The 25,218-nt window shown below is 34.3% G+C and carries 28 protein-coding genes; 3 read left to right on the top strand and 25 right to left on the bottom strand.

Translation table 11 applies throughout. The annotated features are described in order from the left end of the window. Nucleotides 1-2 precede the first annotated feature (2 nt). The 12 genes from sufD to arsM form a co-directional block, all read right to left on the bottom strand. The gene (sufD, locus tag ACQY22_RS10180) at nt 3-1,403 is read right to left on the bottom strand and encodes a Fe-S cluster assembly protein SufD (protein WP_428324568.1); all 1,401 of its coding nucleotides are present in this window, start codon (nt 1,401-1,403) and stop codon (nt 3-5) included. Between the two features lie 19 nt (nt 1,404-1,422). After that, on the bottom strand, nt 1,423-2,823 hold the full coding sequence (gene sufB / locus ACQY22_RS10185) for a Fe-S cluster assembly protein SufB (RefSeq protein ID WP_428324569.1): 1,401 nt from the start codon (nt 2,821-2,823) through the stop codon (nt 1,423-1,425). Nucleotides 2,824-2,903: 80 nt separating this feature from the next. Further along, nucleotides 2,904-3,089: a hypothetical protein gene (locus ACQY22_RS10190; protein WP_428324570.1), complete on the bottom strand. Its 186-nt coding sequence runs from the start codon at nt 3,087-3,089 to the stop codon at nt 2,904-2,906. A 41-nt stretch (nt 3,090-3,130) separates the two neighbouring features. Beyond that, nucleotides 3,131-3,934: a uroporphyrinogen-III synthase gene (locus ACQY22_RS10195; protein WP_428324571.1), complete on the bottom strand. Its 804-nt coding sequence runs from the start codon at nt 3,932-3,934 to the stop codon at nt 3,131-3,133. After that, nucleotides 3,934-4,674 carry a uroporphyrinogen-III C-methyltransferase gene (cobA, locus tag ACQY22_RS10200; RefSeq protein WP_428324572.1) on the bottom strand — a complete coding sequence of 247 codons (741 nt, stop codon included), beginning with the start codon at nt 4,672-4,674 and terminating at the stop codon, nt 3,934-3,936. The genes ACQY22_RS10195 and cobA overlap by 1 nt, the downstream gene beginning before the upstream one ends. Further along, nucleotides 4,671-5,606 carry a hydroxymethylbilane synthase gene (gene hemC / locus ACQY22_RS10205; RefSeq protein WP_428324573.1) on the bottom strand — a complete coding sequence of 312 codons (936 nt, stop codon included), beginning with the start codon at nt 5,604-5,606 and terminating at the stop codon, nt 4,671-4,673. The genes cobA and hemC overlap by 4 nt, the downstream gene beginning before the upstream one ends. Beyond that, entirely contained in the window at nt 5,603-6,883 is a 1,281-nt protein-coding gene (hemL, locus tag ACQY22_RS10210; RefSeq protein ID WP_428324574.1) for a glutamate-1-semialdehyde 2,1-aminomutase, read from the bottom strand. Before hemL ends, hemC begins: the two co-directional genes overlap by 4 nt. 387 nt (nt 6,884-7,270) lie before the next feature. Beyond that, nucleotides 7,271-7,393 (bottom strand): hypothetical protein, encoded by a 123-nt coding sequence (locus ACQY22_RS10215; protein ID WP_428324575.1) that lies wholly within the window; start codon nt 7,391-7,393, stop codon nt 7,271-7,273. A 239-nt stretch (nt 7,394-7,632) separates the two neighbouring features. Continuing rightward, a complete protein-coding gene (locus ACQY22_RS10220) occupies nt 7,633-7,893 on the bottom strand; it encodes a hypothetical protein (RefSeq protein ID WP_428324576.1) in 261 nt (86 codons plus the stop codon). A 237-nt stretch (nt 7,894-8,130) separates the two neighbouring features. Further along, the gene (locus ACQY22_RS10225; protein ID WP_428324577.1) at nt 8,131-8,811 is read right to left on the bottom strand and encodes an MIP/aquaporin family protein; all 681 of its coding nucleotides are present in this window, start codon (nt 8,809-8,811) and stop codon (nt 8,131-8,133) included. Beyond that, nucleotides 8,811-9,206: an arsenate reductase ArsC gene (locus tag ACQY22_RS10230; RefSeq protein ID WP_428324578.1), complete on the bottom strand. Its 396-nt coding sequence runs from the start codon at nt 9,204-9,206 to the stop codon at nt 8,811-8,813. The genes ACQY22_RS10225 and ACQY22_RS10230 overlap by 1 nt, the downstream gene beginning before the upstream one ends. A 15-nt stretch (nt 9,207-9,221) precedes the next feature. Then, complete coding sequence (gene arsM, locus ACQY22_RS10235; RefSeq protein ID WP_428324579.1) at nt 9,222-9,980, bottom strand: arsenite methyltransferase; 759 nt, start codon at nt 9,978-9,980, stop codon at nt 9,222-9,224. A gap of 63 nt (nt 9,981-10,043) precedes the next feature. Between arsM and ACQY22_RS10240 the strand changes: the two genes are divergently transcribed. After that, a complete protein-coding gene (locus ACQY22_RS10240) occupies nt 10,044-10,421 on the top strand; it encodes a winged helix-turn-helix transcriptional regulator (RefSeq protein WP_428324580.1) in 378 nt (125 codons plus the stop codon). 19 nt (nt 10,422-10,440) lie between these two features. Here the strand turns inward: ACQY22_RS10240 and ACQY22_RS10245 are convergent, their stop codons facing one another. From ACQY22_RS10245 to pstC, 6 genes are read right to left on the bottom strand one after another with little or no spacing between them, the layout of a single operon-like run. Continuing rightward, complete coding sequence (locus ACQY22_RS10245) at nt 10,441-10,743, bottom strand: DUF3240 family protein (protein WP_428324581.1); 303 nt, start codon at nt 10,741-10,743, stop codon at nt 10,441-10,443. Beyond that, nucleotides 10,743-11,825 carry a sodium-dependent bicarbonate transport family permease gene (locus ACQY22_RS10250; protein WP_428324582.1) on the bottom strand — a complete coding sequence of 361 codons (1,083 nt, stop codon included), beginning with the start codon at nt 11,823-11,825 and terminating at the stop codon, nt 10,743-10,745. Before ACQY22_RS10250 ends, ACQY22_RS10245 begins: the two co-directional genes overlap by 1 nt. A 46-nt stretch (nt 11,826-11,871) precedes the next feature. Beyond that, entirely contained in the window at nt 11,872-12,531 is a 660-nt protein-coding gene (locus tag ACQY22_RS10255) for a phosphate signaling complex PhoU family protein (protein ID WP_428324583.1), read from the bottom strand. Beyond that, complete coding sequence (pstB, locus tag ACQY22_RS10260) at nt 12,531-13,364, bottom strand: phosphate ABC transporter ATP-binding protein PstB (RefSeq protein WP_428324584.1); 834 nt, start codon at nt 13,362-13,364, stop codon at nt 12,531-12,533. Before pstB ends, ACQY22_RS10255 begins: the two co-directional genes overlap by 1 nt. Continuing rightward, the gene (pstA, locus tag ACQY22_RS10265) at nt 13,361-14,293 is read right to left on the bottom strand and encodes a phosphate ABC transporter permease PstA (protein WP_428324585.1); all 933 of its coding nucleotides are present in this window, start codon (nt 14,291-14,293) and stop codon (nt 13,361-13,363) included. Before pstA ends, pstB begins: the two co-directional genes overlap by 4 nt. Continuing rightward, on the bottom strand, nt 14,290-15,267 hold the full coding sequence (pstC, locus tag ACQY22_RS10270; RefSeq protein WP_428324586.1) for a phosphate ABC transporter permease subunit PstC: 978 nt from the start codon (nt 15,265-15,267) through the stop codon (nt 14,290-14,292). Before pstC ends, pstA begins: the two co-directional genes overlap by 4 nt. A gap of 117 nt (nt 15,268-15,384) precedes the next feature. On the opposite strand from pstC, the gene ACQY22_RS10275 reads away from it, so the two are divergent. Further along, nucleotides 15,385-16,428, top strand: a complete 1,044-nt coding sequence (locus ACQY22_RS10275) for a PhoU domain-containing protein (protein ID WP_428324587.1) — start codon at nt 15,385-15,387, stop codon at nt 16,426-16,428. Nucleotides 16,429-16,763: 335 nt separating this feature from the next. Here the strand turns inward: ACQY22_RS10275 and ACQY22_RS10280 are convergent, their stop codons facing one another. The 6 genes from ACQY22_RS10280 to ACQY22_RS10305 form a co-directional block, all read right to left on the bottom strand. Beyond that, nucleotides 16,764-18,389, bottom strand: coding sequence for a hypothetical protein (locus ACQY22_RS10280; RefSeq protein WP_428324588.1), 1,626 nt, complete (start codon nt 18,387-18,389; stop codon nt 16,764-16,766). 194 nt (nt 18,390-18,583) lie between these two features. Continuing rightward, entirely contained in the window at nt 18,584-19,837 is a 1,254-nt protein-coding gene (gene pstS / locus ACQY22_RS10285; protein WP_428324589.1) for a phosphate ABC transporter substrate-binding protein PstS, read from the bottom strand. An 86-nt stretch (nt 19,838-19,923) separates the two neighbouring features. Next, the gene (locus tag ACQY22_RS10290; RefSeq protein ID WP_428324590.1) at nt 19,924-21,501 is read right to left on the bottom strand and encodes a 6-bladed beta-propeller; all 1,578 of its coding nucleotides are present in this window, start codon (nt 21,499-21,501) and stop codon (nt 19,924-19,926) included. A 71-nt stretch (nt 21,502-21,572) separates the two neighbouring features. Next, on the bottom strand, nt 21,573-22,358 hold the full coding sequence (locus ACQY22_RS10295; protein ID WP_428324591.1) for an ABC transporter permease: 786 nt from the start codon (nt 22,356-22,358) through the stop codon (nt 21,573-21,575). After that, the gene (locus tag ACQY22_RS10300; protein ID WP_428324592.1) at nt 22,355-23,353 is read right to left on the bottom strand and encodes an ATP-binding cassette domain-containing protein; all 999 of its coding nucleotides are present in this window, start codon (nt 23,351-23,353) and stop codon (nt 22,355-22,357) included. Before ACQY22_RS10300 ends, ACQY22_RS10295 begins: the two co-directional genes overlap by 4 nt. A gap of 219 nt (nt 23,354-23,572) precedes the next feature. Then, on the bottom strand, nt 23,573-24,025 hold the full coding sequence (locus ACQY22_RS10305) for a hypothetical protein (RefSeq protein WP_428324593.1): 453 nt from the start codon (nt 24,023-24,025) through the stop codon (nt 23,573-23,575). An 88-nt stretch (nt 24,026-24,113) separates the two neighbouring features. On the opposite strand from ACQY22_RS10305, the gene ACQY22_RS10310 reads away from it, so the two are divergent. After that, on the top strand, nt 24,114-24,431 hold the full coding sequence (locus ACQY22_RS10310; protein WP_428324594.1) for a nitroreductase/quinone reductase family protein: 318 nt from the start codon (nt 24,114-24,116) through the stop codon (nt 24,429-24,431). On the opposite strand, the gene ACQY22_RS10315 is transcribed toward ACQY22_RS10310, so the two are convergent. Next, entirely contained in the window at nt 24,428-25,144 is a 717-nt protein-coding gene (locus tag ACQY22_RS10315) for an ArsR/SmtB family transcription factor (RefSeq protein ID WP_428324595.1), read from the bottom strand. The two genes, ACQY22_RS10310 and ACQY22_RS10315, sit on opposite strands and share 4 nt — an antisense overlap. Between the last annotated feature and the right edge of the window lie 74 nt (nt 25,145-25,218).

Raw genomic sequence — 25,218 nt, forward strand, 5'->3', positions numbered from 1 at the left:
ACCTATCTGTATTTGTAGTGTTGTTCAATTTCAGCATCTTCGTTGTATCTTGTCTCTTCAATTTCAACGAATTTTGCTAGTTCTTCATCAGTGTTAATTGTCAACTCACGGTTTTCCCATTTGGATTCAATAAGATATGCAATCCATGCTCTAACCTGGAAAGACATTTTTCGCGATAATGGCTCCAAAAATCCTTCAACAATGGTTCTTTCAGCCTCTTCATGACTCAAACATCTACTTTTGAGGTAGAATATCTGCTCTTCGTCAATTTGTGCAACAGATGCAGAGTGAGTTGCCTTTACATCATTTGTTAGAATTTCAAGTCCTGGAATTGCATCAGATTTTGCATTCTTATCTAGTAAAATAGAGCGACCTGACAAAAAGGAGTTTGATTTTGCTGCATTTTCTTTAATTCTAATCATTCCTTTGAAAAGAGATTTTGATCTGTTTTTTAGAATAGATTTTTCTACAACTCTAGCTTCAGTTGCAGGGCTTTGGTGATTCATGTTTGTTTGGATATCAAAGTGTTGATCGTTGTTTCCAAAGACAACTTCAGATTCATTTGAGGATGCACCAGTACCATTGAGATAATAATCAATTTTGTATCTAGACAATACAGAACCAAATAGACCAGAGTACCAGTTTACTGTGGCGTCTTGTGCCAAATCAGTTCTTCTAGTAGAGAAATTAACAGAGTTTTGATCCATCATCTGTAAAGTTGTAAGGCTTAGTTCTGCATTAGCAGCAACATTTGTGTTGAGTAATTCAAGATATGCTTGTTGAGTTTCAGTTTTTGGAGAGTATAATTCTTGAACAATAAAAGCTTTACTACTTTCATCTGCAAAGATAACATTTCTAGAAATTGTAGATAATCCATCATCAGACAAACAAGATAAGAAATGAATTGGTTTTTCTAAAATAAAGTTTTTTGGAATGTGAATAAACACACCAGAATTGAATGCAGCATTATTCAAGGCTGTAAACTTGTCATCATTGGAATTTGATGCCTCTAGTGCTTTTTTTACAAGTTCAGGGTTGTTTTGAATTGCATCAGAGATAGATGAAACCACTAGTCCCTGGGATTTTAGATCATCAGGAAGATTGATTTTGTGAATGTTAGTTCCAATTTGAATAATACAAATTTCATTTTCTAGTTCACCGAGTCTCTTTTGAAGAAAGTCAGGAATTGTGTCTTTTGTAGAAGATGCAATTGAGATTTTTTCAGGATTGAGTCTTTTTGCATCAGTGTATTTGTTGTAAAGTGGAGACATCTCAATTGGCAGAGTAGAGTAAATTGAAAGAGAGTCTTTTCTGTAATCTTTCAACCAATCAGGTTCATTTCTTGATGAAGAAATTTCATTGATATGGGATTCATCAATTTTAGATAGTGTTTCTTGAGACATTTTACCACAACCAGTAGGACTATCCTACAGAATCATCCATCTCAAGTTTGATGAGACGATTTAACTCAACTGCATATTCCATTGGAAGTTCTTTTGTGAATGGTTCCATGAAACCATTGACAATTAGAGATAATGCTTCTTCTTCAGAAAATCCTCTACTCATAAGATAGAAGATTTGCTCATCTCCAATTTTTCCAACTGTTGCTTCGTGAGTAATTGTTGCATCTTCTTGATTGATTTCCATGTATGGATAAGTATCAGTCTTTGATGTATCATCAAGTAGTAATGCATCACATCTTACAGTAGATTTTACATTAGTAGCCCCTTTTGCTACATTGAGTAATCCTCTGTAAGTGGAACGACCATCTAATCTGCTTACTGATTTGGATGTAATTTTAGATGTAGTGTTTGGTGCCATGTGAACCATTTTTGCACCTGTATCTTGATGTTGTCCTTTACCTGCAAAGGCAATGGATAATGTTTCACCATAAGCGCGTTCACCCATAAGATAGACACCAGGATATTTCATTGTAAGTTTACTTCCAATGTTTCCATCAATCCATTCAACTGTTGCACCTTCATATGCATAAGCACGTTTTGTTACAAGATTGTAAACATCGTTACTCCAGTTTTGAATTGTGGTATATCTTAGATGTGCATCTTTGTGTGCAACTAGTTCAACAACTGCAGAGTGTAATGACTCTGAAGAGTAAACAGGAGCAGTACATCCTTCAATGTAATGTACATCTGCACCTTCATCTACAATGATCAATGTTCTTTCAAACTGACCAATGTTTTCTGCATTAATTCTAAAGTATGCTTGAAGAGGCATGTCAACTTTGACACCAGGTGGAACATAGATGAATGAACCACCACTCCAAACTGCACTGTTTAGTGCTGCAAATTTGTTATCCTCTGGGGGAATAACTTTACCAAAGTATTTTTTGAAAATCTCTGGTTGCTCTTTGAGTGCTGCATCAGTATCTAAAAACAAAACACCTTGTTTTGCCAAATCTTCTCTTAAGCTGTGGTATACAACTTCTGATTCGTATTGTGCACCAACACCTGCCAAGAATTTCTTTTCAGCTTCTGGAATTCCTAATTTGTCAAAAGTGTTTTTTACATCTTCTGGAACGTCATCCCAGTTCTTTTCTGTTTTCTCAGATGCTTTTGCATAATAGTAGATATTTTGAAAATCAATGACACTGAGATCTCCACCCCAAGTTGGCATTGGTTTTTTCATAAAGATTTCAAATGAACGCAATCTAAAATCAAGCATCCATTGTGGCTCATCTTTCATTTTGCTGATGCCAATTACAGTATCCTTAGTCAGGCCTTTCTTGCTAAGGTGGACATACATTTCTGTAGAGTCTTTAAAATCATATTTTGAATAATCCATGTCGAGGTTTTCAGTTGCCATGAGCAAAATAACCCCGTTATATTATAAATACATGAGGAAAAATAGGCAGAGCTAAATAGGATAAGCTAAATTTTTCGTTACTATTTTTTAGATTTTTTCTTTGTTTTTTTCTTGTCCTTTTTCTTTTCTTTTTTGTCTTTTTTCTTGTCCTTCTTCTTGTCTTTCTTCTTCTCTTCGATTTCTAGCTCGATTTCAATTTCAGTCTCAATTGCTTTTTCACAATGAGGACATGTGATATGGATCTTCTTTTTAATTTCATATTCCATGATTTGAAAAGAATTCCAAAGTATTAGAATTTGATCATTAGTTATGCAACAGTAAGAGTATTTTTCATAGATTCAAAGGCACCTGCGACAGTGTGAACTTCAGCTACGGTATTTTTGACTTTGAATTTCTTTAATTCATCAGAAGTAAACGGACCAATTGATACTACAGATAGTTTTGCAAGATTATCAAGCAAAGAATCCTCATCATAATCTTTAGTCATTATCTCAAAAAATCCTCTAACTGATGATGCGCTAGTAAACACTACACCATCAACCTTGTCTTGTGAGAATTGATCTCGGAATCCATTCCATTGAGATTTATCCCTAAATGCACAAACATCATACAGATGAATTTCAGAAACATCTATTCCAATTTTGTTTAATAGTTCTTTGAGAAATGGAGTTGATGCACCACTTCTAGGAACTATGACCTTTTTTCCAACTGCATTGATTTGTGTGAATAGTTCTCCAACACCAACAGATGAGAATGTTTTTTCAGGTTGATGGTTAACTTTGATTCCCTGTGCTTCAAGAGCAATGGTTGTTTTTGGACCAACTGAAATTACAATTGTATTTGCAATTGCCAGTTGAAGAGTTTCAAGTTTTCCAGAGTTTTTTGCAGTATCAAATAACAATTTTACAGCCTTTGAACTCATAAAGACAGAATAATCAGGGTTGTATGTTTTTACAGAGTTTAGAAATTCATCAACAATTTTCTCACCCTTGCTAACTAGTTCAATAGTTGGCAATGCTATTGGAGTTGCATTGTTTTGTTCAGCAAGAGAGATAAATTCAGAAGCATCATCACGGGAACGAGTGATGGCTATAGTCTTTCCATCAAGCATCATTTCCACCCAATAGTGTCTGACAAATCAACAACATTTCCAATTATGATATTAGCAGGAGGAGTTATTTTATTTTCTTTGACTTTTTTTGCAATATTTGTAACAGTTCCTTTGATCATCTTTTGCTTAGGAGTAGTACCATTTTGAATTACTGCTACAGGTGTTTTTTTATCCATACCGCCTGCAATAAGCTGTTTGCAAATAATATTGATTCTAGATAATCCCATCATAATTACTATAGTATCTACAGACTTTGCAAGCCGTTTCCACTTTACAATCTCTTGTTTCTTTTCAGGATCTTCATGTCCAGTTACAAAAACTACAGATGATGCATGTTTTCTATGAGTAAGAGGAATTCCAGTATAAGTAGCCGAACCAATTCCAGATGTAATGCCTGGAACAATTTCATATTTTACCTTATTTTCTTTGAGAAATTCTGCTTCTTCTCCACCACGTCCAAAGATTATTGGGTCTCCTCCCTTTAGTCTAACAACATTCTTTTTTGATTTTGCATATTTTACCATCAAGTCATTTGTTGTATTTTGATGAGTAGTGTCATCACCTACTGCACGACCAACATAGACTTTTTCTGTCTTTTTTGGAATCATTGAGATAATTTTTTTGCTTACCAGTCTATCAAACAAAACAACATCTGCTTTTTGGAGTAATTCAACTGCACGAAGTGTGATTAATTTACTGTCACCAGGTCCAGCACCAACAAGATACACTTTTCCAGTCATGTCTTATTCCATTCCTCCACTTTTTCTCTCCAATTTAATGCAAGATCATTTACTCCTTTCTCACGAAGTTCTTTTCCTGCGCTTTGACCAAGAGATTTTGGATTATTTTTGTCTCCAGTTTTAGTTACGTGCAGGGATTGTTTTCCATCAACAGAGAATGCCATTACAGTCAGAGTCATTTCAGAACCATTAGACTTTGCATATGCACCAACAGGGAATCTACAACCAGAATCAACAAAATCAGATAATGCACGCTCAGCCTCTATCTCTAAACGAGAATCAGAGTCTTCGATTTTTTTGAGCATCTCAATTGTTTCTGAATCATCTGTTCTTGCCACAATAGCGATTGCACCCTGACCAGGAGATGGAGAAAAATCATCAACAGATAACTCTGTATATTTCACATCAACGCCCAATCTTGTAATTCCTGCCTTTGCAAGAACAATTGCATCATAGTTTTCACTAGATGTTTTTTTGATTCGAGTCTCAATGTTTCCACGAATTGGTTTAACTGTAACATCAGGTCTTCTCCTAGATACCTGAACTGCTCTTCGAAGCGAGCTTGTACCAATTACTGAACCAGATTTTATAGAATCAAGAGTGGAGCCATCGGGAGAGATAAACACATCATTGACTGTTTCTCTTTTTGGAATACAAGCTAGTATCAAATTTTCATCTAGTTCAGAGGGAACATCTTTTAGACTATGAACAGCAAAATCAACTTCTTTTTGTGCAACCGCCCTATCAATCTCTTTTTCAAAAATTCCTTTTTGGTCTATTGTAAATAAGGGTCTGCTGTCAGTGTCACCTTTTGTTGTAATTGTTTTAATTTCATATTCTGTATCAGGATGCACTTTTTTTAGTTCCTCAATCACCAGGTTTGTTTGGGCAACTGATAATTGACTTCCTCTTGCACCTACAACATACTTCAATTTTTCACCGATTTTAGTGCCAAATGGTATGCATCAAGTGTTTTGTTTAGATCGTTTTCTGTATGTGCATCAGACAAGAATACAACTTCAAACTGAGAAGGTGCAATGAATACTCTGTTTTTTAGTAGAGTCTTGAACAATTTTTGGAATTTCTTTGCGTTGGCTTTCTTTGATGTTTCATAGTTTGTAACAGGTTTGTTTGTAAAGAAAATCTGGAACATTGAGGCTGTGAAATTGATTTGGTGAGGAATTCCCATGTCAGTTGCCATATCATCTAAAGCAGTAGAAAATAGAAGATTGTATTTTTCAAGTTTAGAGTAGAGTTTGTTTTTGAGTTTGTTTATGGTTTTGATTGAGGCAATTGCAGCACTGACTGATATTGGATTACCAGCAAATGTGCTTGCCTGATAGACTTTGCCTCCAGGAGAAAGCAAGTTCATTATCTCTTTTTTGCCACCTACTGCAGATATTGTAAATCCATTGCTTAGGGCTTTGGCCATTGTAGTAATGTCAGGTATTATTCCAAAGTGTTGTTGTGCACCACCTGATGCAACTCTGAATCCAGTAACTACTTCATCAAAGATTAATGGAATGTTGTTTTCTTTAGTAATTTTTCTCAAGTCAGATAGGAAGTTTTTCTCAGGTAAAATCAGCCCCATGTTAGCTAAAATGGGTTCAACAATTACTCCTGCAACGTCTTTATTTTTTTGAATTGTTTTTTGTAAATCTTCAATGTTGTTATATTGTACCACCAAAGTATTCTTTGATACTTCATCTAATCCACCATCAGAAACTGAAATTCCATTGTGTGCTGATCCTGATCCTGCTTTTACTAAAACAGAGTCATGAGCTCCATGATAGCATCCTTCAAACTTGATTATTTTTTTCTTTTTTGTAAATCCACGAGCTAGTCTGATTGCAGTCATTGTGGCCTCACCACCAGTATTCATTAATCGAACTTTGTCAACTGATGGAAAATTATCAATGATTAGTTTTGCAAGATCAGTTTCTGCTTCTGTAGGAGTACAGTAGAGGGTACCTTTGGTTAGTTGTTTTGAAACAGAATCAATGATTTCTTTTCTTCTGTGTCCTAAAAGCAATGCACCATAACCATTACAAAAATCAATTAGTTTTCTATTATCAGCATCCCAAATGTATGCACCATCTGCCTTTTTTGTGAAAAATGGGTAGGGATCAAAGTATCTAACAGGACTATTGACACCTGAAGGAGTCACTTTTTTGGCATCTAAGAATAGTTTGGAATTTGTCAATATCATAGTCTAATCTAGGTCATTATTATTCGTAAAAGCCTAAATTTTCAGGATTTTTAGGAACAAACTAGGCATAAATATATTCATCAGATTTTTCTTTTTTACACCAACAATTTGGGCTACATTGATTTTCTCTATTTTCAGTCATGACTTGTTCCTTTGTGACTCTCCCTATCATCGCAACTTGGATGAATCGCCAGAGTTGACTCTCGTACAACTTGTTTTATGATGTCTGCTACTTCTTTCGACAATAAGATTTTCGAGAAAGAATGATTGTTATGCTCAAGGAAGCGGGTAGCAGTCATTGATTATAGTAATACAAAATTTGTTAAAACATAATTGTAATTATTTTATGTAAAAAACTAAAAGATTGTAATCTATATAGAAATGCAATCATCTTAGTTGATTACAAATATCATCACAGTAAGGACAAAACAAAACATCTTCAGCAAATTTTCCCCGTCTCAAGATTTCAGTTTCAGCATTACCACATTTTGTGCATTTGATTTTTTGCATACTGGGGGTTGATTTTGAGATCTAAAAATAAATTCTAAAGGATTTACGTAAATTATGTAAAAATGATCAAATTACATAAAATTATGAAGCTATCGCAATAGCAACATTGCAATTATGATATCGAAATAATGTTTTTTGTTCGCACTTGAAACATATTTCTTGCATAATAATATTACATGAAGAACATTTTAAATAATTGTTTAAACTACTGCCACATTTTCTGCAACTTTCATCAGGCATTATGCTAAAATAGTTTCCTTTAATCTCCAATCAAAATCTCGAAGCAAAAATGAAATTTTCTTTGCAACATAATTTGGAACTACATCCAAATCACACAATACAAGGATCTGTCCTTCTAAATAAGGAAAGATAAATTCCAAAAGAGTTTCTCGTTGGACAGAAATATAATTTAAGGGCCCAATAAGATCATCAAATTCTTTACTAAGTGAAGTCTGAAGAGTTCTTTGCATGAAAAACATCTCTACTTCTTGTTTTGACATCTTTGTGAAGATTCTATCATTGCGAAATTGGAACTCGACGGATTTACCATTTTTGTTTAAAGAAGACACAAAAAAGATTCTCTCATCTGAGACCAGAATGTCTTTGCACAGGCGTAAAATTGCTTGATTTCGCTCAAGATTAGATGACATCATCACAAATCCTAGGCATAACTGTGACTAAAACACGTGGTCTTTAGATTCGATAAAACTATGGAGACTATGAAAGATATGGTTTTTCTATAATTCTTCTCTTCTTTGTTTTTCAAATTTGCCCTTGAACAAAAACGCTACAATTATTGTTCCAACAAATGGAGCAGTCCAATATAGCCACAGATCACTCATGGAACCAGATAGTAATGCAGGTGCCAATGCTCTTGCAGGATTCATAGAAGCCCCTGAGATAAATGCCAAGAACAAAATATCCAATCCAACAATTCCTCCAATTGCAACACCACTAAATCCCCTCAATCCCTTTGTATATACCACATAGAAGATTACTCCCATAAGCATTGCAGATGCTAATACTTCAACTGGAAAAATTAAAGACAATGAAAAATCATAATTTGGAGCATTTGCACCAAGGTTTGCCTTTTCACCAATAACTTTTAGAACAAACAAAGAGCCTAGCAACGCACCAATAATTTCTGCTGCAAAATAATAAACAATTTGAATTTTTGAAATGTGTCCTGTAATGTAATATCCAATAGTTACTGCAGGATTAAAATGTGCAAGAGATATTTTTCCAAAAGAGTAGACCCCAATTAGTAATGCAACAAAAGGAGCTACTGCTGCAAAGGGGATTCCTAGTTGCCCATCAAAAAATTCTACATCATAAACAATAGAACCAGTTGCAAAGATTACAAGAATAAAAGTTCCAATTAATTCAACCGTAAAGATTTGAAGATTAGAATAAGTCATTATTTGTGCTCTAAGTTTTTTATCAGATTCATTACTTTATCTTTAATTTGATCACGGATTTCTCTAATTTGATCAAGTTCTTTATTTTTAGGATCAGATATATTCCAATCAATTACATCCTTGACAAATAATGCAGGACATGATTCTTTATCCATACAGCCCATATTCACTGTGATAGATTCGGAAATCATTTCATTGGTTAGTTCTTTAGGTTTTTGCTTCGTAATATCAATCCCAATTTCAGCCATTGCTTTGACCACATTTGGATTAAGTTCAGATCTAGGCTGAGTACCGGCACTTAGAACATCTATGTTAGGCGCAAATTTTCGTAGAAATCCCTCTGCCATTTGACTGCGCCCTGCATTTTCAACACAAACAAAAAGAATTTTTTTCATATCCCAATTAATCACTTATTTTATTGCCTTTATTACAAGACTGGAGATTTTTCTGCCATTAATTTTTTCTCCTTCCATGTAGGATCTTTCTTCCAGTATTTCGATCTTTTCAAATCCTGCTTGTTTAATGCATGAGAGATAGTTTTCTTTTGTCAGAGCTCCATCAATACATTCACACCATTGATCTGAATTAATTTCTCCAGAAGGTAATTCCATATCAGTAATTAGATCAGAGATTACCATTCTTCCATTTTGTTTTAAAATTCGAAACACTTCTTTGAATGCATTTGTTTTATTTGTTGTAAGATTAATAACACAATTACTAATTACTGCATCAACAGAATTATGATTTAGAGGGATGTTTTCTTCAATATCTCCTTTCTTAAATTCAACATTGGAAAAATTTCCTTTTAATGCATTTTCTCTAGATTTTTCTAACATTTGTTCGGTCATATCAATGCCAATTGCTTTTCCAGAATCCAATACTTTTTTTGCTGCCAAAAAAATATCAATCCCAGCTCCAGATCCTAAATCAACTACAACTTCACCTTCCTTAAGATCAGCATGGTTTATTGGAGCTCCACATCCAACTCCCAAAATTGCTTCTTGAGAAATTGATTCAAGATCCTTTTGATCATAACCTATCAATTTTGTTGCATCAATTGGAGAATCACCACTTTGGCATTCACCAGGCATGCAACAACAATCGGCATTCCCAGATACAACTATCTTGGAATATCTTTTCTTAATATCATCTTTAATCGAATTTTCCATGTCATGGTTTACTAAGTAAACTATTAAAGTTGTCAAGTATAAAGCAATGCAGTAAGTGTAACTATGGAAACTAAAGGAAAAAGACTACCAGTTATTGAAAACAAATGTGAGTTTACAGGCTATGATGCATCAAAATTGTTGACAGAGACTTCAACCATCAGAGAATTAATTACAAAAAGAGCAACACTTGAGATCTTATTTCCACTATGTTGTACAACCGAACCAGTTAGACACAAACAATTCAAAGAATCACTCAAAGGGATAAGCAGTAAGACATTATCCACGAGATTATCTGAGCTTGTTTCTGAAGGAATATTGGAACGACAAACATTTGCAGAGGTACCTCCACGCGTAGAATACAAACTGACAACCAAAGGACAAGAGCTAATTGAATCAGTTTCTAATTTACTTGATTGGATGAGAAAATGGTCTAAGAAATAATTATTTAATTTTAAAATCGTTAGAATTTTTCTATTCTAACTACACCAACATCACTAACATAAAGCACAATAGCATAATTTGCAAATAAAGTTCGAGATATTTCCTCTACAACATCTTGTAATTTTTCTTCTCTCATAATTACTTCAACTTTAACATTCTTTTCATTTTTCAATCCCTGTCCACGTAAACCACGTGCCCCATTTCCATCAACTTCATAAGTAGTATATCCAGTGATTTCATGTTTTTTTAGAATCTCAATGATGTTTTCTTGGGCTAAAATTTCACAAGTAATTGTAAGCAGTTTAACATCGTATAGTTTCATCAAAATCCCTCCGTAATGAAATTCAATAAATCTATCGCTCCCCCGTCAGAATGAACAAATGTAGAGATTGTAAACAAGATAGGTAATGTAACAATGATGTTAAATGGAAATGTTATTCCCAATGCAGATGTGATATACAAGCTTGGTTTTGCTTGAGGAATTGCATGGCGTAAAACTGCAGGAGCTGCAATAAATGAGGCACTGGCCATAAGTAATCCAAACATTACTGCACCACCCACGCTCAATCCTAATCCAGTTGAGACTAGAACACCAATTATTCCATTGAATAATGGCATAATTATTGCAAATGCAGTAAGAAAGACACCAACTTTTTTGATATCATCTAGTCTTTGACCAGCAATAATTCCCATTTCAATCATGAAAATTACTATGGCTCCAGTAAACATGTCATCAAAAACAATCTTGATTGGTTCAAATCCATCCTTGCCAATAATGTAACCAATCACAATACTACCAAGAAGAATTACGATTGCTTTTCCAGTAATTGATTCATGGAGTACTTTGGAGAGTTTTGTCTTTGTTTGGTTTAATCCAATATCTATTTCTGTAGAATTATCATCAGAGAAAGACTGTTTCTTTACTTTGATCTGTTTTGCTACTGCCATATTTGTCATGAATATTGCCAAAATAAATGCAAGAGGTTCTAGTACTGCAAGTATTGCTGCAATGTATCCTTCAGAAGATACTCCTTGGTTTTTCAAAAAGGATAGCCCTACAGAAAAGTGGACGGCACCAACTGCACCATAAGTTGATGCAAGTGCATAGGAATCAAAGAGATTGAATTTTCCTAATCGTCTAAGAATTTGATAGTGATTTAATGTAAACAACAATGACAATCCAATTGCAACAAACATTGGAATCAACATGTTTTCAAATCCAGTGTTGCGCATCTCTATTCCGCCATGTAGTCCGATTGCAGCTAGAAGATAGATTGGCAAGAATTCTGAAATTGCCGCAGGGATTTTCAAGTCAGATTTTATTCGAGCTGCAATAATTCCAAACAAGAAGAAAAGAATTATCGGAGTAAGAAGATTAGCTTGAATTAGTTCTAGTATTTCCATTTGAATATTTCAGCCAATTTTTGCTTGAATAAAAACCAAGTTACGCCTAGTCAGATTTTGTATGAGATGCGATTCTAGCCTCACTTGGTCTATGTTTTCCAGTAACGATGTAGTTGATTGCATCACTCATAAACACAGCATGATCACCGATTCTTTCCAAATACCTTAGAAGTAGTGCTTCAGCTAGAGCACATTTTGTATTGTTTGATTCAATGAGTTTTGGCAATCTATCTTTGTAGATTTGATCAATTACCTTTTCATCTTCACGAATTTTGACTGCTTTTCGTACATCAAGTTCTGCAAATGACATTACAGCTTCTTTGATCATGTGTTTTACTTTTTTTGTAGATTCAATTAATGAGGCATTGGTACATTCTGAAACATCTCCAAACAAGTCACGCACTTGTGTAATGTCATATGCATATCTTCCAAATCTAGCAAATGCATAAGAGATTTCAGTTGATGAACGAATTAATCTAAAGTCATCTGCTACTGGTTGGAATTTTAATAACATGTCAAAAGTCAAGTCTTCTACTTCATAATATTTGGAACGAATAGAATCAGAAAGTGCAAGGACTTTATCCATAGTATTTGTTCCATCAAGATACGAATCTATTGCAAGTGAAATTGATTCAATTACCATATCACCCATCTCTGCCATGATAAAAGACAGTTTTTGTAAAGAAGGATCAATTAAACGAGTCATTATCCAAACTGACCCTGAACATATTTTGCAGTTAATTCATTTTTAGGATCTGTAAAGAGTTTCTTTGTTTCTCTAAACTCTATCAAATCACCAAGATACATGAATCCAGTATAATCAGAAACTCTGACTGCTTGTTGCATGTTATGGGTGACAATAATTATTGTGTATTCTTTTTTGAGTTCAGTGATTGTTTCTTCAATTTTTTGAGTTGCAATAGGATCAAGGGCAGATGCAGGCTCATCCATCAATAAAACTTCAGGCTGGATTGCTAAAGCTCTTGCAATACATAGACGTTGTTGTTGACCGCCAGATAATTCAATTGCGGATTTTTTCAAATCATTTTTTACTTCATCCCAAAGATATGCCATCTTTAGAGAATCTTCTACAATTTCATCAAGAATTCTTTTGTCTCTAACACCATTTAGTTTCAGTCCTGCAGTTACATTATCATAAATTGACATTGTTGGGAAGGGGTTTGGTTTTTGGAAAACCATTCCAACTTTTCGTCTGTGATAAATTGGATCAATTGACTTGTCATAAAGATCAATATCATCAATCATTACTTTGCCATCTACATGAGCGTTTTTTGTCATATCATGCATTCTGTTCAAACAACGAAGAAAGGTAGTCTTTCCACATCCAGATGGACCAATCAAAGCAGTAACAGATTTTTCTTTGAATTTCATCGTAACATCTTTTACAGCTTCAATACCATCATAACTAATTGTGACATTTTCAGCAATCATCTTGTATTTTTCAGAATCAACTGTTGGAGTTAGATCAGATGTAACCTGTGTTTCCATATCAGTGGGTTTTATGCTCAATGCTGTCAATTTTTAGTCTTACCGCCTTTCTTAATTAATTGTCCGAAAATTCCATTCTTTCCTTTCTTATTTGCAAAGAAGTATCGTACAGCAAGATTGATTCCAAGAATTATAAATATCAGAACTAATGCAGAGCCCCATCCTTGTAGTTGAGCGCTATCATATGGCAATAAGGACAATCTCCAAATTCTTAATGGAAGTGCATCCATTGGTACATCCATACTACTAAAGAATTGACTACTTCCAAGAATAGTCATAATTAACGGTGCAGTTTCTCCACCAATTCTAGAGACAGATAATAAAATACCAGTAATCATTCCATTTTTTGCAGCAGAAATTACAATTCTAAAGGTAATCACCCATTTTTTGAGCCCAAGTGCAGTTCCAGCTTCACGATAAGTTACTGGAACCATTTTGAGTGATTCCTCAGTAGTTCTAGCAACAATTGGGAACATAATCAAAGATAGTGCAAATGCACCTGCCCAGACTGAAAAGTGTCCTAGTATCAAAACAATCATCAAGAATGCAAAGATTCCAAGTACAATTGATGGGAATTCCATAAACACATCATTGAAAAATCTAATGGACTTTGCAAGTTTGTTATCACCATATTCAGAAAGAAAGATTCCAGACATTACACCAATCGGGACTCCAATCAGACTAGAAAGACCAATGATTATCAGAGTACCTTGAATTGCAGGACCAATTCCTCCTTCCCCTGAACCAATTGCACCAGGAGTTTCAGTTAAAAATTCATAGCTTATTGCAGCAATGCCATTTTTGAAAACTTCAACTAGAATACTACCTAATGGAATAATTGCAATTATTACACATGCAAAAACAATAATCCTAACAACTTTATCAACAACTAGACGCTTCTCTACATTTTGTTTAAACATGGCGCGATATTCTTGCCTTCTTTCATTTGTAGTACTCAATTGTTTATTGCACCCTCCTTTACTTTGAGCATTCTAGTAACTAGTAGATGAGCAACAACGTTGATTGCAATTGCAATTAGTAACAAAACTAGTGCAACACCAATTAATGCAGGAAGATGTAATGATGCAGGAGATGCTTCAACAAACTCGTTTGCAATGATACTAGACATTGTTTGACTTGGTTTGAAAAATGATGAAGGTATTGCAGCAATACCTGTGGCATTCCCAATTAACATAGTTACAGCCATAGTTTCACCAACTGCTCTTCCTAATCCAAGGATAGATGCACCAATTAGACCAGTTTTAGAATACGGAAATACTGCAAGTTTGAACATCTCCCATTTTGTTGCACCCAACATGTATGCAGCTTCTTTTTGTTGTTGAGGAACTGCTTTCATTACTTCTCTAGCAACAGCAGAAACTGTGGGAATAATCATAATAGCTAAAATTACACTAGCAGTAAGAATATCTAATCCAAAAGGGGTTCCAGAAAATAACCATATTGAATCACCAAATGCATCGTGAAGTGGTTTTTCTACCCAATCTTTGAAATAAATTCTAAAAACAAACAAACCCCAAAGTCCGTAAATTACACTTGGCACTGCAGCTAATAGTTCAACAATAAATCCTAAAGGCCCACCAATTTTTGCAGGAGCATCAGAAATAAACATGGCAATTCCAATGCTCAGTGGAACGCCAATCAGCATTGCAAGTCCTGCAGTTGCTAAAGTTCCAAAAATATACGGTAATGCACCAAAGGACTCACGTCCTTCTACAGCATTCCAATCAGTTCCAACAATGAATCCAAGTCCATCTTCTTCCCAAATTGGATAAGATTCAGAAAATAATTGGAAAACCAACAATGCAACCATAACTAAAACATAAACACCAGCAACAGTAGCACCAATTTTGAAAATTTTATCAGAGATTGGACGTCGATTTGGCTTTTCAGGTTTTAGTTTTATCTTTCCCACAATTTTGGGCGCGAATTTGATGTTATCTAGGATCTGATCATATTTTATGAGAACATCGTAGTTCTATATAGATCCTAAACTAAATTGTAAATAAGAAAATTTTCTAATGGAATTTAATTGGAAACCATTGAAAGTACCAAGCAAACCAGGCGTATACAACTCAGTGGCGGCTCTACATACATTATTTCATTACCAAAAAATTGGATAGAAGAATTAAAGATCAAAGTAGGTCAAAATGTTACAATTGTAAAGAATTCTAATCAATCATTAACATTATTTTCAAATGAAAAGACTAATGCTGAAAAAAAGACAATTGCAGTTATTCCATCTAGCCAAAAAGACACAGGAGATTCAATAAAAAGAAAGATTATTGCAGCATATCTAAGAGGATACAATACCATTGAAATAAAATCAAAAGGGATCAGAATTCCTACAGAACATTCTAGAACGGTCAGAGAATTAGTTAGGATAAGTATGATCGGAACTGAGATCGTAGAATCTAGTTCTGAAAAAATTTCAATTCAAATTCTAACTAGATTACCAGAATTATCATTTGAAACTGCATTAAAGAGAATGTATCTTATGGCAAGCAACATGGTAAAAGAATCCATAGAAAGTATAGATGAAGAAGACGACATTCATGCAGATGAGGTAGTAAACATGGATGATGAAGTAGACAGATTTGGATTATACATGAGGCGCAACCTAGTATTGGCAGTAGAAAATGAAAACATACTACAAGATATGGGATTAAGAAAACCAGCAGATTGCCTTGGGTATAGAGCAATAGTTACAAGAATTGAAAGGATTGCAGACCATGCATCACATGTTGCAAAAAGAAAAAAATTCATTGAAGGAAAACTAGACACAAAGTTATTTAACAAAATAAAAAAATTATCTGAAGAATCGCTAACTGTATTTGAAGAAGCAATTACAGCAGTTCAAAATCAAGATTTCATTAAAGGAGAAAAAGTTGCACAAAAAGTTGCAGATATTATAGAAGATGAAAGACAGATAATGGCCAAAGTATCAGATTCTGATAAAAACTCTATTTCAATTAGATTTATTCTTCAAGACTTGAGAAGAATTGCTGAGTATTCAGGAGACATTGCAGAAGTAGCCATAGATGAAAATATTCAAAGTATCATAACAGAAGAATAAATCTTTCAAAAAGCAATAGGCGTGAATTTTAAAATTTTTGGTAAAAACAATCCAATTTGTCAAAAAAATATCCATATTATCGGATTTAACAGATTATTACCCATATTATGAGGAATGATTGAATGGTTCTCTCAAGTACTGTGTTGGAAGTATTCAGGAATGGTTGATTCAACAACAGTTGCAAATGCATACATCTGGTTAACTACACACTTTGGAGATGTTGCAGGATATGCTAGTTATAGCCTAAATTACACAATAACGATTTAGCAAGCCAAACTAGAACTAATAAATGATTTCTCGAGGAAGTACTAAAAATAAAAAAAGAAAAGATGAATCTACTCTACGTAGAAACCTTTGCCCCAGTCGTGGGTATTTCTTAGGTCTGCAGAACTAATATTGTCTGCAGATTCCATTTCAAACATTGCATCATAAATTGGATTGTTTGGAGTGTATCCTTGGCATTCAAAGTCAAAAACACTTTCTAGTGCAAATGTATTTTTGACATAGCTTTCTTCAGTATTCGGATTTGTTTCAACAGTATAATCTGTTGCTCTACAGGTAGAATAGTTAAAGCCACGAATTGTTTCTCCGTTTGAAACAATTTCAACATCAATATCTACAAGATTTTTTAATGCAGTTCCCTTAACAGATTGGAATTGAATATTGTAATCTACATGATGATACAACAATGGATAATCACCCACAATTCCTCTTAATTCCAATGTTGGAGAAACCGTTTTTCTTGTAAATGCTTCAGCAGCAAGATCTGCATTACCATTATTATTGTCAACATCTACTGTTGCAGTCAATACTTCACTTTGTTTGAACATGGAAAATTCTATTGTTTCAACACCTTGTGGGGAAGTAAATGTTGTAATTACATCTAATCCTTGATCAGTGTTTTGCATAGATTCCATATAGACATTTGAAACTTGAGATGTCTTCCAAATAGGAGCATCACCTCTTAGTGAATCATAATTCATGTTATTTGGAGTTAGTCCAGAACATGTAAAAGTCATAGTATTAACTACAGCAAACCCACTCTTTCCAGTAAAGCCTTCTTCTTTGTCAGTAACTGTATTGATTTGAGCATCAGTAACAACACATTCTCTGAAATTAAAGCCTCTCAAAGTTTCTTCACCATTAGAAAATTCCACTATAGCATCAAAATCTTCATTTGATGCATGAGTGGTGCCAGAAATTGCTCTTGCATTGTCAATTGAGTTGAAGAGTAATGGATAATATTCCAAAAGTCCTTCCACTTGAAATTGAGCAACAACATTATCAGATGAATCCTCATATGCTGAAACTAGATTAAATACAGGAAATTCCATTTTTTCTACACCATCATCAAACACAAAAGTTACGTAAGTACTGATATCTTTTGCAAATGTGAATCCAGAGTCACCAAAATCAGTTAATGGTTCAGTTGGCATTACAAATTCATTATGTGAATTTACACCACTACATACAAAGTCTATTTTATCAACAATTGCAAATCCAACATCTTTAAAATAACTTTCATAATCATTTGAATCTAATGTTTCAACTTGATAGTTATCAATTCTACAATTGTTGTAATCAAGAGATACTAGAGACTCATCTTCTTTTATGAAATCAGCGTCAACATCAAAATATTTCAGTTGATAATCAAATGCCGTATTTGATAATCGGTATTTGTATGCTTCATCTAATGCTGCATGCAACAATGGAGATTCAGTTATAGATCCTTGTACTGAAAAGGAAACACCTGAATCAGATACAAAGTTTTCACCCATATCAAAAGAAGGGAATGTATGTACTTCAATTCCATCTCTGAAGGTAAAAGTTAGTACTGGAGAAATATCGCCAATCATTTTGTATTCTCTTTCATCTTCTGCAAATACATTAGAAGTTCCAAACGATGTAAAAGCAATGGTTGCTATAATGCTAAACACTGCAATGGTTTGTCCGTTTTTCATAGTCATTAAAATTCAAAAGAAAGTTCTGTCTATAAGCTGGATCCTTATTCTATCCGAGTAGAATATAACAATAGATAGTTTTCATAATCTATATAGAAAAAATTATTTTTCTGGAATTTTTTTAAAATCATAAAACAAGTTTTGAGAATAAAGCATGAAAAAGTATACAGAAATAAAAGTAAAAAGAAAAGAGTTTAGACTTTGAGAATTCCTTCTTTAATGAGGAATTGTAGTCCGTTGATATAGTCTTGATCAGTTATCAATCCTTCTGACCACCATTTTGCATTATCTCTAATCCATTTTGGAATTTCTAATGCGCCACTAGATGCAGCACCATCATAATTCCAAAGTACTTCACCATCATAGGTTACTTTGGATAGTCCTTGTTTTCCTAGTTCTACTACTTTGTCAGCTAGTGGAACATACAAGAGACTTGAAGAGAATTCTTGACCATCTGTAATCATCCAATGAATCATGTGAATGACTGCTTTTGCTTGCTCTTTGTTTTTAGTAACTGGTTTTAGATCTTCATACACAAGTAGGTATGTAAAACTAGCAAGTGGATAAGAATCTGGACCAGGTGCATTTACTAGAGATACTCCAACCCAGCTGTCTTCAGCTGCAGGTAAAGAATCTGCAACCCCACTAGATGCAGCAGAGATGCTGTCTAATGTTGGTTCGATAAATGCACTCTTGTCACCATTTTCAATGAATGCAAAACTCATTCCAGTTTGGAATGCATATGCAAGTTCAATGTATCCAACTGCATATTCAGTTGACTTTACAATTCCAGCAACACCTTCATTTCCTGCAGCAGCAAGACCTGAAGGCCATGGAACAGATTTTCCTTTACCTATCTGTTCATCCCAAGTTGGGCTAATAGTAGATAGATAGTCTGTAAAGATGAATGTGGTTCCGGAACCATCTGATCTGTGCGCAGTAACTATTTCCTTATCAGGTAAATTCAAACCAGGATTCTCTGCAGCAATGACAGGATCATTCCATTTTGTAATTTCACCCAAGAAGATTTTAGCTACAACATCTCCAGTCAGTTTTAATCCTTTGTCTGGAACTTCAGGAATGTTGTATACTACAACTACACCTCCAATTGATTCTGGAATGTGTAATGTTCCTGTAGCAATTTCTCTTTCAGCTTCACTCATGGGTTTATCTGAAGCTGCAAAGTTTACAGTTTGTTCGATGTGCTGTTTGATTCCACCGCCACTTCCAATTGATTGATAGTTCAGATTTACATTGTTGTATACATTGTTGTATTCAACTCTCCACAAATCAATTAATGGGAATGGAAATGTTGCACCTGCGCCTGTCAGATTAAATTCTAAGTTATCTGCAGGAGGAGTTGGCATTGCATCGGCATTGGCGTTAAGAGGTGGTACGATTGCAACTAATGCTGCGATCATCAGTATTGATGTTATTTGTCTTCTCATTGAAAGAACATGTTTTGAAATTTATTTACAAATAACAATCATAGATTACGGGAAAACAAGATCACTCTATTAACTATATAGAAATTCTATTCATTGCAGTTTAAAACTACATTTTCTAGTGAATCATAACAGTTGTCACTCTCAGAACCGCCATCAAGTACATCAGAGCCTGATCCACCATAAATTACATCAGATCCAGAATCACCTTTGAGGACATCATGTCCACCATTTCCACTGATGGTGTCATATCCATCATTTCCATATACAATATCATCACCTTCACCGCCAAAGATACAGTCATTTCCTTCTAATCCACTAATGATGTCATTTCCTTCTAATCCAAAGATTAGATCATCACTAGAGGTTCCTAGAAGAACATCATTCTCATCAGTTCCAACTATCATGTTGTAATCAGAGTAGGCATGTCCACATGCAAAGACTGTAATGTTTTGATAGTCTTCAGCAGTGTTTCCTGCATTATCAAACGCAATCCAAGTTACCTTGTTTACTCCCAAAGAGAATGCTTCAGGGGCATTATTCAAAATAGTTTTGATTCCACTCTGCAAGTCATTTGCAACTGCATCACCAATAGGGACAGGGGTAAGAAGATCAGTTGCCTCTAATTTTATGTCACTTGGGGCCATAATTGTAGGATCAATATCATCAGATTCATAACCTTCAGTTACTTCTGGAACAATAATTTCGGTTGTTTGAAAAACTTTTGTTTCATCATAAAACGGAGTTTCAAAAGATTTTACTTTATGTGCAGCAGAATCTACTATCAACAAGTTACCTTGAAATCCAAAGGCAACATCAGTTGGAGCAACAAAAGAATTTCCAAAGGGTCCAAGTTGTTCAAAGATATTCAAACGTAAATTATCATCAAGTTCAAGATACAAAACTTTGTTTTCTGCAGAGTTTATGACAAATATTTTTCCATCAGAATCAACAGTTATTCCGGTTGGAGCAAATACATAGTTTATACCAAATAGCGGATAAGATTTTATCAAAATTCCATCAGGAGTGAATTTTTCAATTTTACGATTTCCTTTGTCTGTAATGTAGATATTTCCATCTTTATCAACTGCGATTCCAGATAAAACAAGGAATTGATCATGATTCATACCACCAGAACCAAAAGATAATACAAATTCGCCATCAGTAGTGAATTTCTGGATTCGATAATTATCAGAATCTACAACATAAAGATAGTCAGAGTCCACTGCAATATCTTTTGGGGATTTGAGTTGACCATCTTGGTTACCATATTTTCCCCATTCATCTACAAATATTCCATCAAGAGTGAATTTTTGGATTTTATGTAAATTTTGATCTGCTACATAGACAAAATCAGAATCAACTGCAACACCAGAAGGGTGATGGAATTGACCAGAGGATTTTCCACTTTCTCCAAAGTTGAGAATGAATTCTCCAGAACTAGAAAATTTTTGGATGCGTTTATTTCCTAAATCACTAACATATGAATTTCCTTCAGCATCAACTGCTATGAATTGTGGATGTGAAAGGTGTCCAGGAGTAGATATTCCAAATTCGCCCCAACTAGCAAGAAAATCATAATCACCTAATGCATATGAATATGGGGCAAAGGTTCCAGATAACAAAATTGCAGTAATTATGGCTACAGCAACTGGGATTGTCTTCAACAGATAGTGATTTCAGAATTTCTCAAAGATCAACAGAGTTAACAATTGTTGGATTGTTTGTCAACTTTATCTCAAAATGGTTTGTTTACCTCACGCGTAAACACATAGCTTGCAAGTCCAACCATAACCAACACAAAGACAAAGATAATTCCGAGGCTAAGAAAAATTGATACATCACCCTCAGATACGCCTGTCATCATCTCACGTACAAGTAACACAGTATAGGTTACGGGATTTAGTTTTGCAATAGTTGCAAGCCAATTTGGAAGTAACTCTAATGGGAATAAAGCAGGGCTTAACATGAATAATGGCATTCCAAGGAAATTGATTATGCCCCAAAAGGTTTCTTGAGACTTTGCAGTAGCTGCTACCATCACAGAGATTCCAGAGAAGCCTAAGGAAAACAAAATTACAATTGCCATGATTGGTGCAATCATTATTGGATTTGGAAATGTTACACCAATTGCCAAAGCAATTCCCAAAATCAAACTAGCTTGCAGAGCTGCAATTAATGATATTGCAGACATTTTTCCTAACGCAATTGAAGAACGAGAAATAGGGGATGTTAATGCTTTATTCATAAAACCATAACGTCTATCCCACAAAGTGTTTACACCGCCAAAAATACTTGTAAAAATTGCAGTAAGTATAATGACACCAGGTGCCATAAATTCAATGTATTCACCTTCAAACCCAACTGATTGAATTAGTGGCTGAGTTCCTGAAAATGTATTTCCGATAACTATAATCCAAATTGCAGGTTGTATCAGTCTAATTAAAACACCACTTCGAGATTTTTTGTATCTCTTCAGTTCTCTCCAAAAAATAGTATAGGTATCATACATCAAAGTATTCAAGCGCGTAACCTCTTCATTTTTGCATGTTCTCGTTTTCGATTATACGTTCCATCATCATCTCGAATTTCATGTCCAGTGTAAGAGATAAAGACATCATCAAGTGTGGGTTGAGTCAAAGAGATGGAAGTGATTTTGATTCCAATGTTTGATGAAATTTGAAAGATTTTGGGAATTACTTCTGTTCCATTTGATACAAAAAGAGTAAGTTTAGAATTATCTTCATTGATTTTGTTTACTGATTCTATTTTGTCTAATTCAGATAAGAAAGAGCCTCTAGTTTCATTTTCTTCAATTATGATAGAGATAACCTCGTTTCCCATAGCATTTTTCATGTTTTCAGGAGAATCAATGACTTGAATTTTTCCACCATCAATAATTCCAATTCTATCACAGAGTTGATCAGCTTCCTCCATATAGTGAGTTGAAAGAAAGATAGTCATCTCAAATTCATCATGAATCTTTTTGATATACTCCCAGATTTTTCTTCTAGTTTGAATATCAAGACCAACTGTAGGCTCATCTAAAAACAAGACTTTGGGTCGATGTAGCAATCCACCTGCAATATCTAATCGCTTCCTCATCCCACCTGAATAAGTGACAACAGGCTCATTTTGCTTGTCAGATAATTCAATTAAATCTAAAACTTCATCAATTCTTGAATCAATCTCATCTTTTGGAATGTGATTAAGTTTTGCCTGTAACAAAAGATTCTCACGTCCTGTAAGATATTCATCAACAGTAGTTTCTTGTTGTACATATCCAATATTTTCACGAACTTTTTTTGGTTCAACCATTACATTATATCCAGAAATCAAAGCTTGTCCAGCAGTTGGTTTTAGCAAAGTTGTTAGAATCATCATTGTTGTGCTTTTTCCAGCACCATTTGGTCCAAGAAACCCAAAGATCTCACCGTTTTGAACAGTAAAGGAAATGTCATTTACGGCAGTTACATCACCAAATGATTTTGTTAAAGATTTTGTCTCAATAGAATACAACACATAGATCGCATTTTTCAATTATAAATTGCTAAGGATCCAATTTTCACTCATAAAAAAATTTAAGGAGTAATTCTAGAGTTTTTTCATGAAAGGATTATGTCAGAAATGCCACTCATCAAATGTAGAGGTTACAGTGAAGGAAGGAATTCCTGTTTGTGAGAACTGTGCCAAAAAAACAGATTAAGTGTATTTTTGAAAAAAGAAATTAAAAAAGAATCATTCAAGATTCTTGAATTCTTCTTTGGTCATTCTTAAAATGACTTTTTCGCCAATTCCCCAAATTTCTGATTTGGATAGAATCTTTGAATGCATTAATCCATGTGATACTTCAATTGATTCTAATTCATCAGTATCAGGATGTCTATGCAGTCTCTTTACTTTACCAATTTTATTTTGGTCAATATCAGTTACAGGAATTCCTGTTCTTACAGGAGGTCTGCTAAGAAGCAGTGTCTCTTCAGAGAATTTGTCAATGTAATCATCTGAGAGAAAATAATCCTTGTTAAATCCTTGGTGGATTGTAACGCCAGATACGGTAAGTGTGTCTTGATTGATGTGAATGTGTTTAACTTTACCATATCCTATTCCTTCTCTGTCTATGACTTTTTTTCCAGTAAAGGTATCTGCAGTAGCCAAGTTTGATGGCATGCCTTCTAGTTTTACTGACATGGTTTGAAATGTTGAGATTTGCTTATCACACCAAATATCAGAAATTTCTATCAATGGGGTTAAATTACTTGACAGAAGGAAATTACGCATGGAAATTTCAGAGAAGTTGTTTCGTCCAATCCTAGTCACAAAGGGAAGAAAAACAGGAAAAGAACACGGAGTGATGCTTAGGGCAGTAAACCACAATGGGAAAATCTATTTTTCAAGACACAGACCTGACGGAGATTGGTTTCAAAATGCCATTGTAAATCCTCAAGTAAAAATTCAGCATAATGGTACGGTGTTCACAGGACAAGCAAAACTTGTTGAAGATGAAGAGTTGAGTAGAAAAATTTCAGAGTTAAAGTATCCCGGAGAAGAAAGAGCAAAAGAAAAGAGAGTTACAATTGAAGTAACATTAGACTAGTTTGATTTTCTAAGTTTCCAAATATAGTAAGCAGTTAATCCACCCAAAATTATTGTAATTATTACAAATGGAATAGACAAATCAATTCCTGAAACTCCTGAATCAATAGTCCTTTCTGTAATTTCTACACCTGCTGAAAGATCTTGAGATTCAGATTCAACCATTGGCGCAGATGCAACCGTAGATTCTGCAGAGTCATCAAATGATTCTGTACGTTTTGATGATTCTTCAACTGCTGCAAATTGTCTTGTACTTTGAACGGGAATAGTTTTATTTTGAAATTGGGATAATGAAAATAGTCCTGAAATACCAGTGGCAATGGCAAGTCCTGCTACTTTGTAGATATGTCTAAAGGAGCGAACCAATAGTTTACTTTCTTTAGTTTTTTCAGATAGTTTTGGTGGAACAATTACAATACTAAATTTTGTTGCAGAGTAAACTTTCATGTCTTGAGATTTTGAATTCTTTTCAATTTTTGAAATCTTTACAACCCCCAAGTCTTGCAATTTGTTTAGATGATATTTTACTAATTGAAGTGAAATGTCAGTCTTTTGTGCAATCTGATTTGCAGTCATCTCATCATTGAATAGTAATTGTAGGATTTCACGACTAGAATCATTGGTAAATAGTTCTCCAAATGACTTTATTTTCTCATCATCTGTGGCTAGAATTTTGATTTTTTCAGTTAGTTCATCATCAGGATTTTCAGACATTAAGATTGTAGATGAGAATCTTGAATATGTAAGTTGTTTGGTAAAATTCCAATTTCACTAATCCTTTTATCCCA

Origin of the sequence: Candidatus Nitrosopumilus sp. (genome assembly GCF_965263415.1) — an archaeon.
Classification (GTDB): domain Archaea; phylum Thermoproteota; class Nitrososphaeria; order Nitrososphaerales; family Nitrosopumilaceae; genus Nitrosopumilus.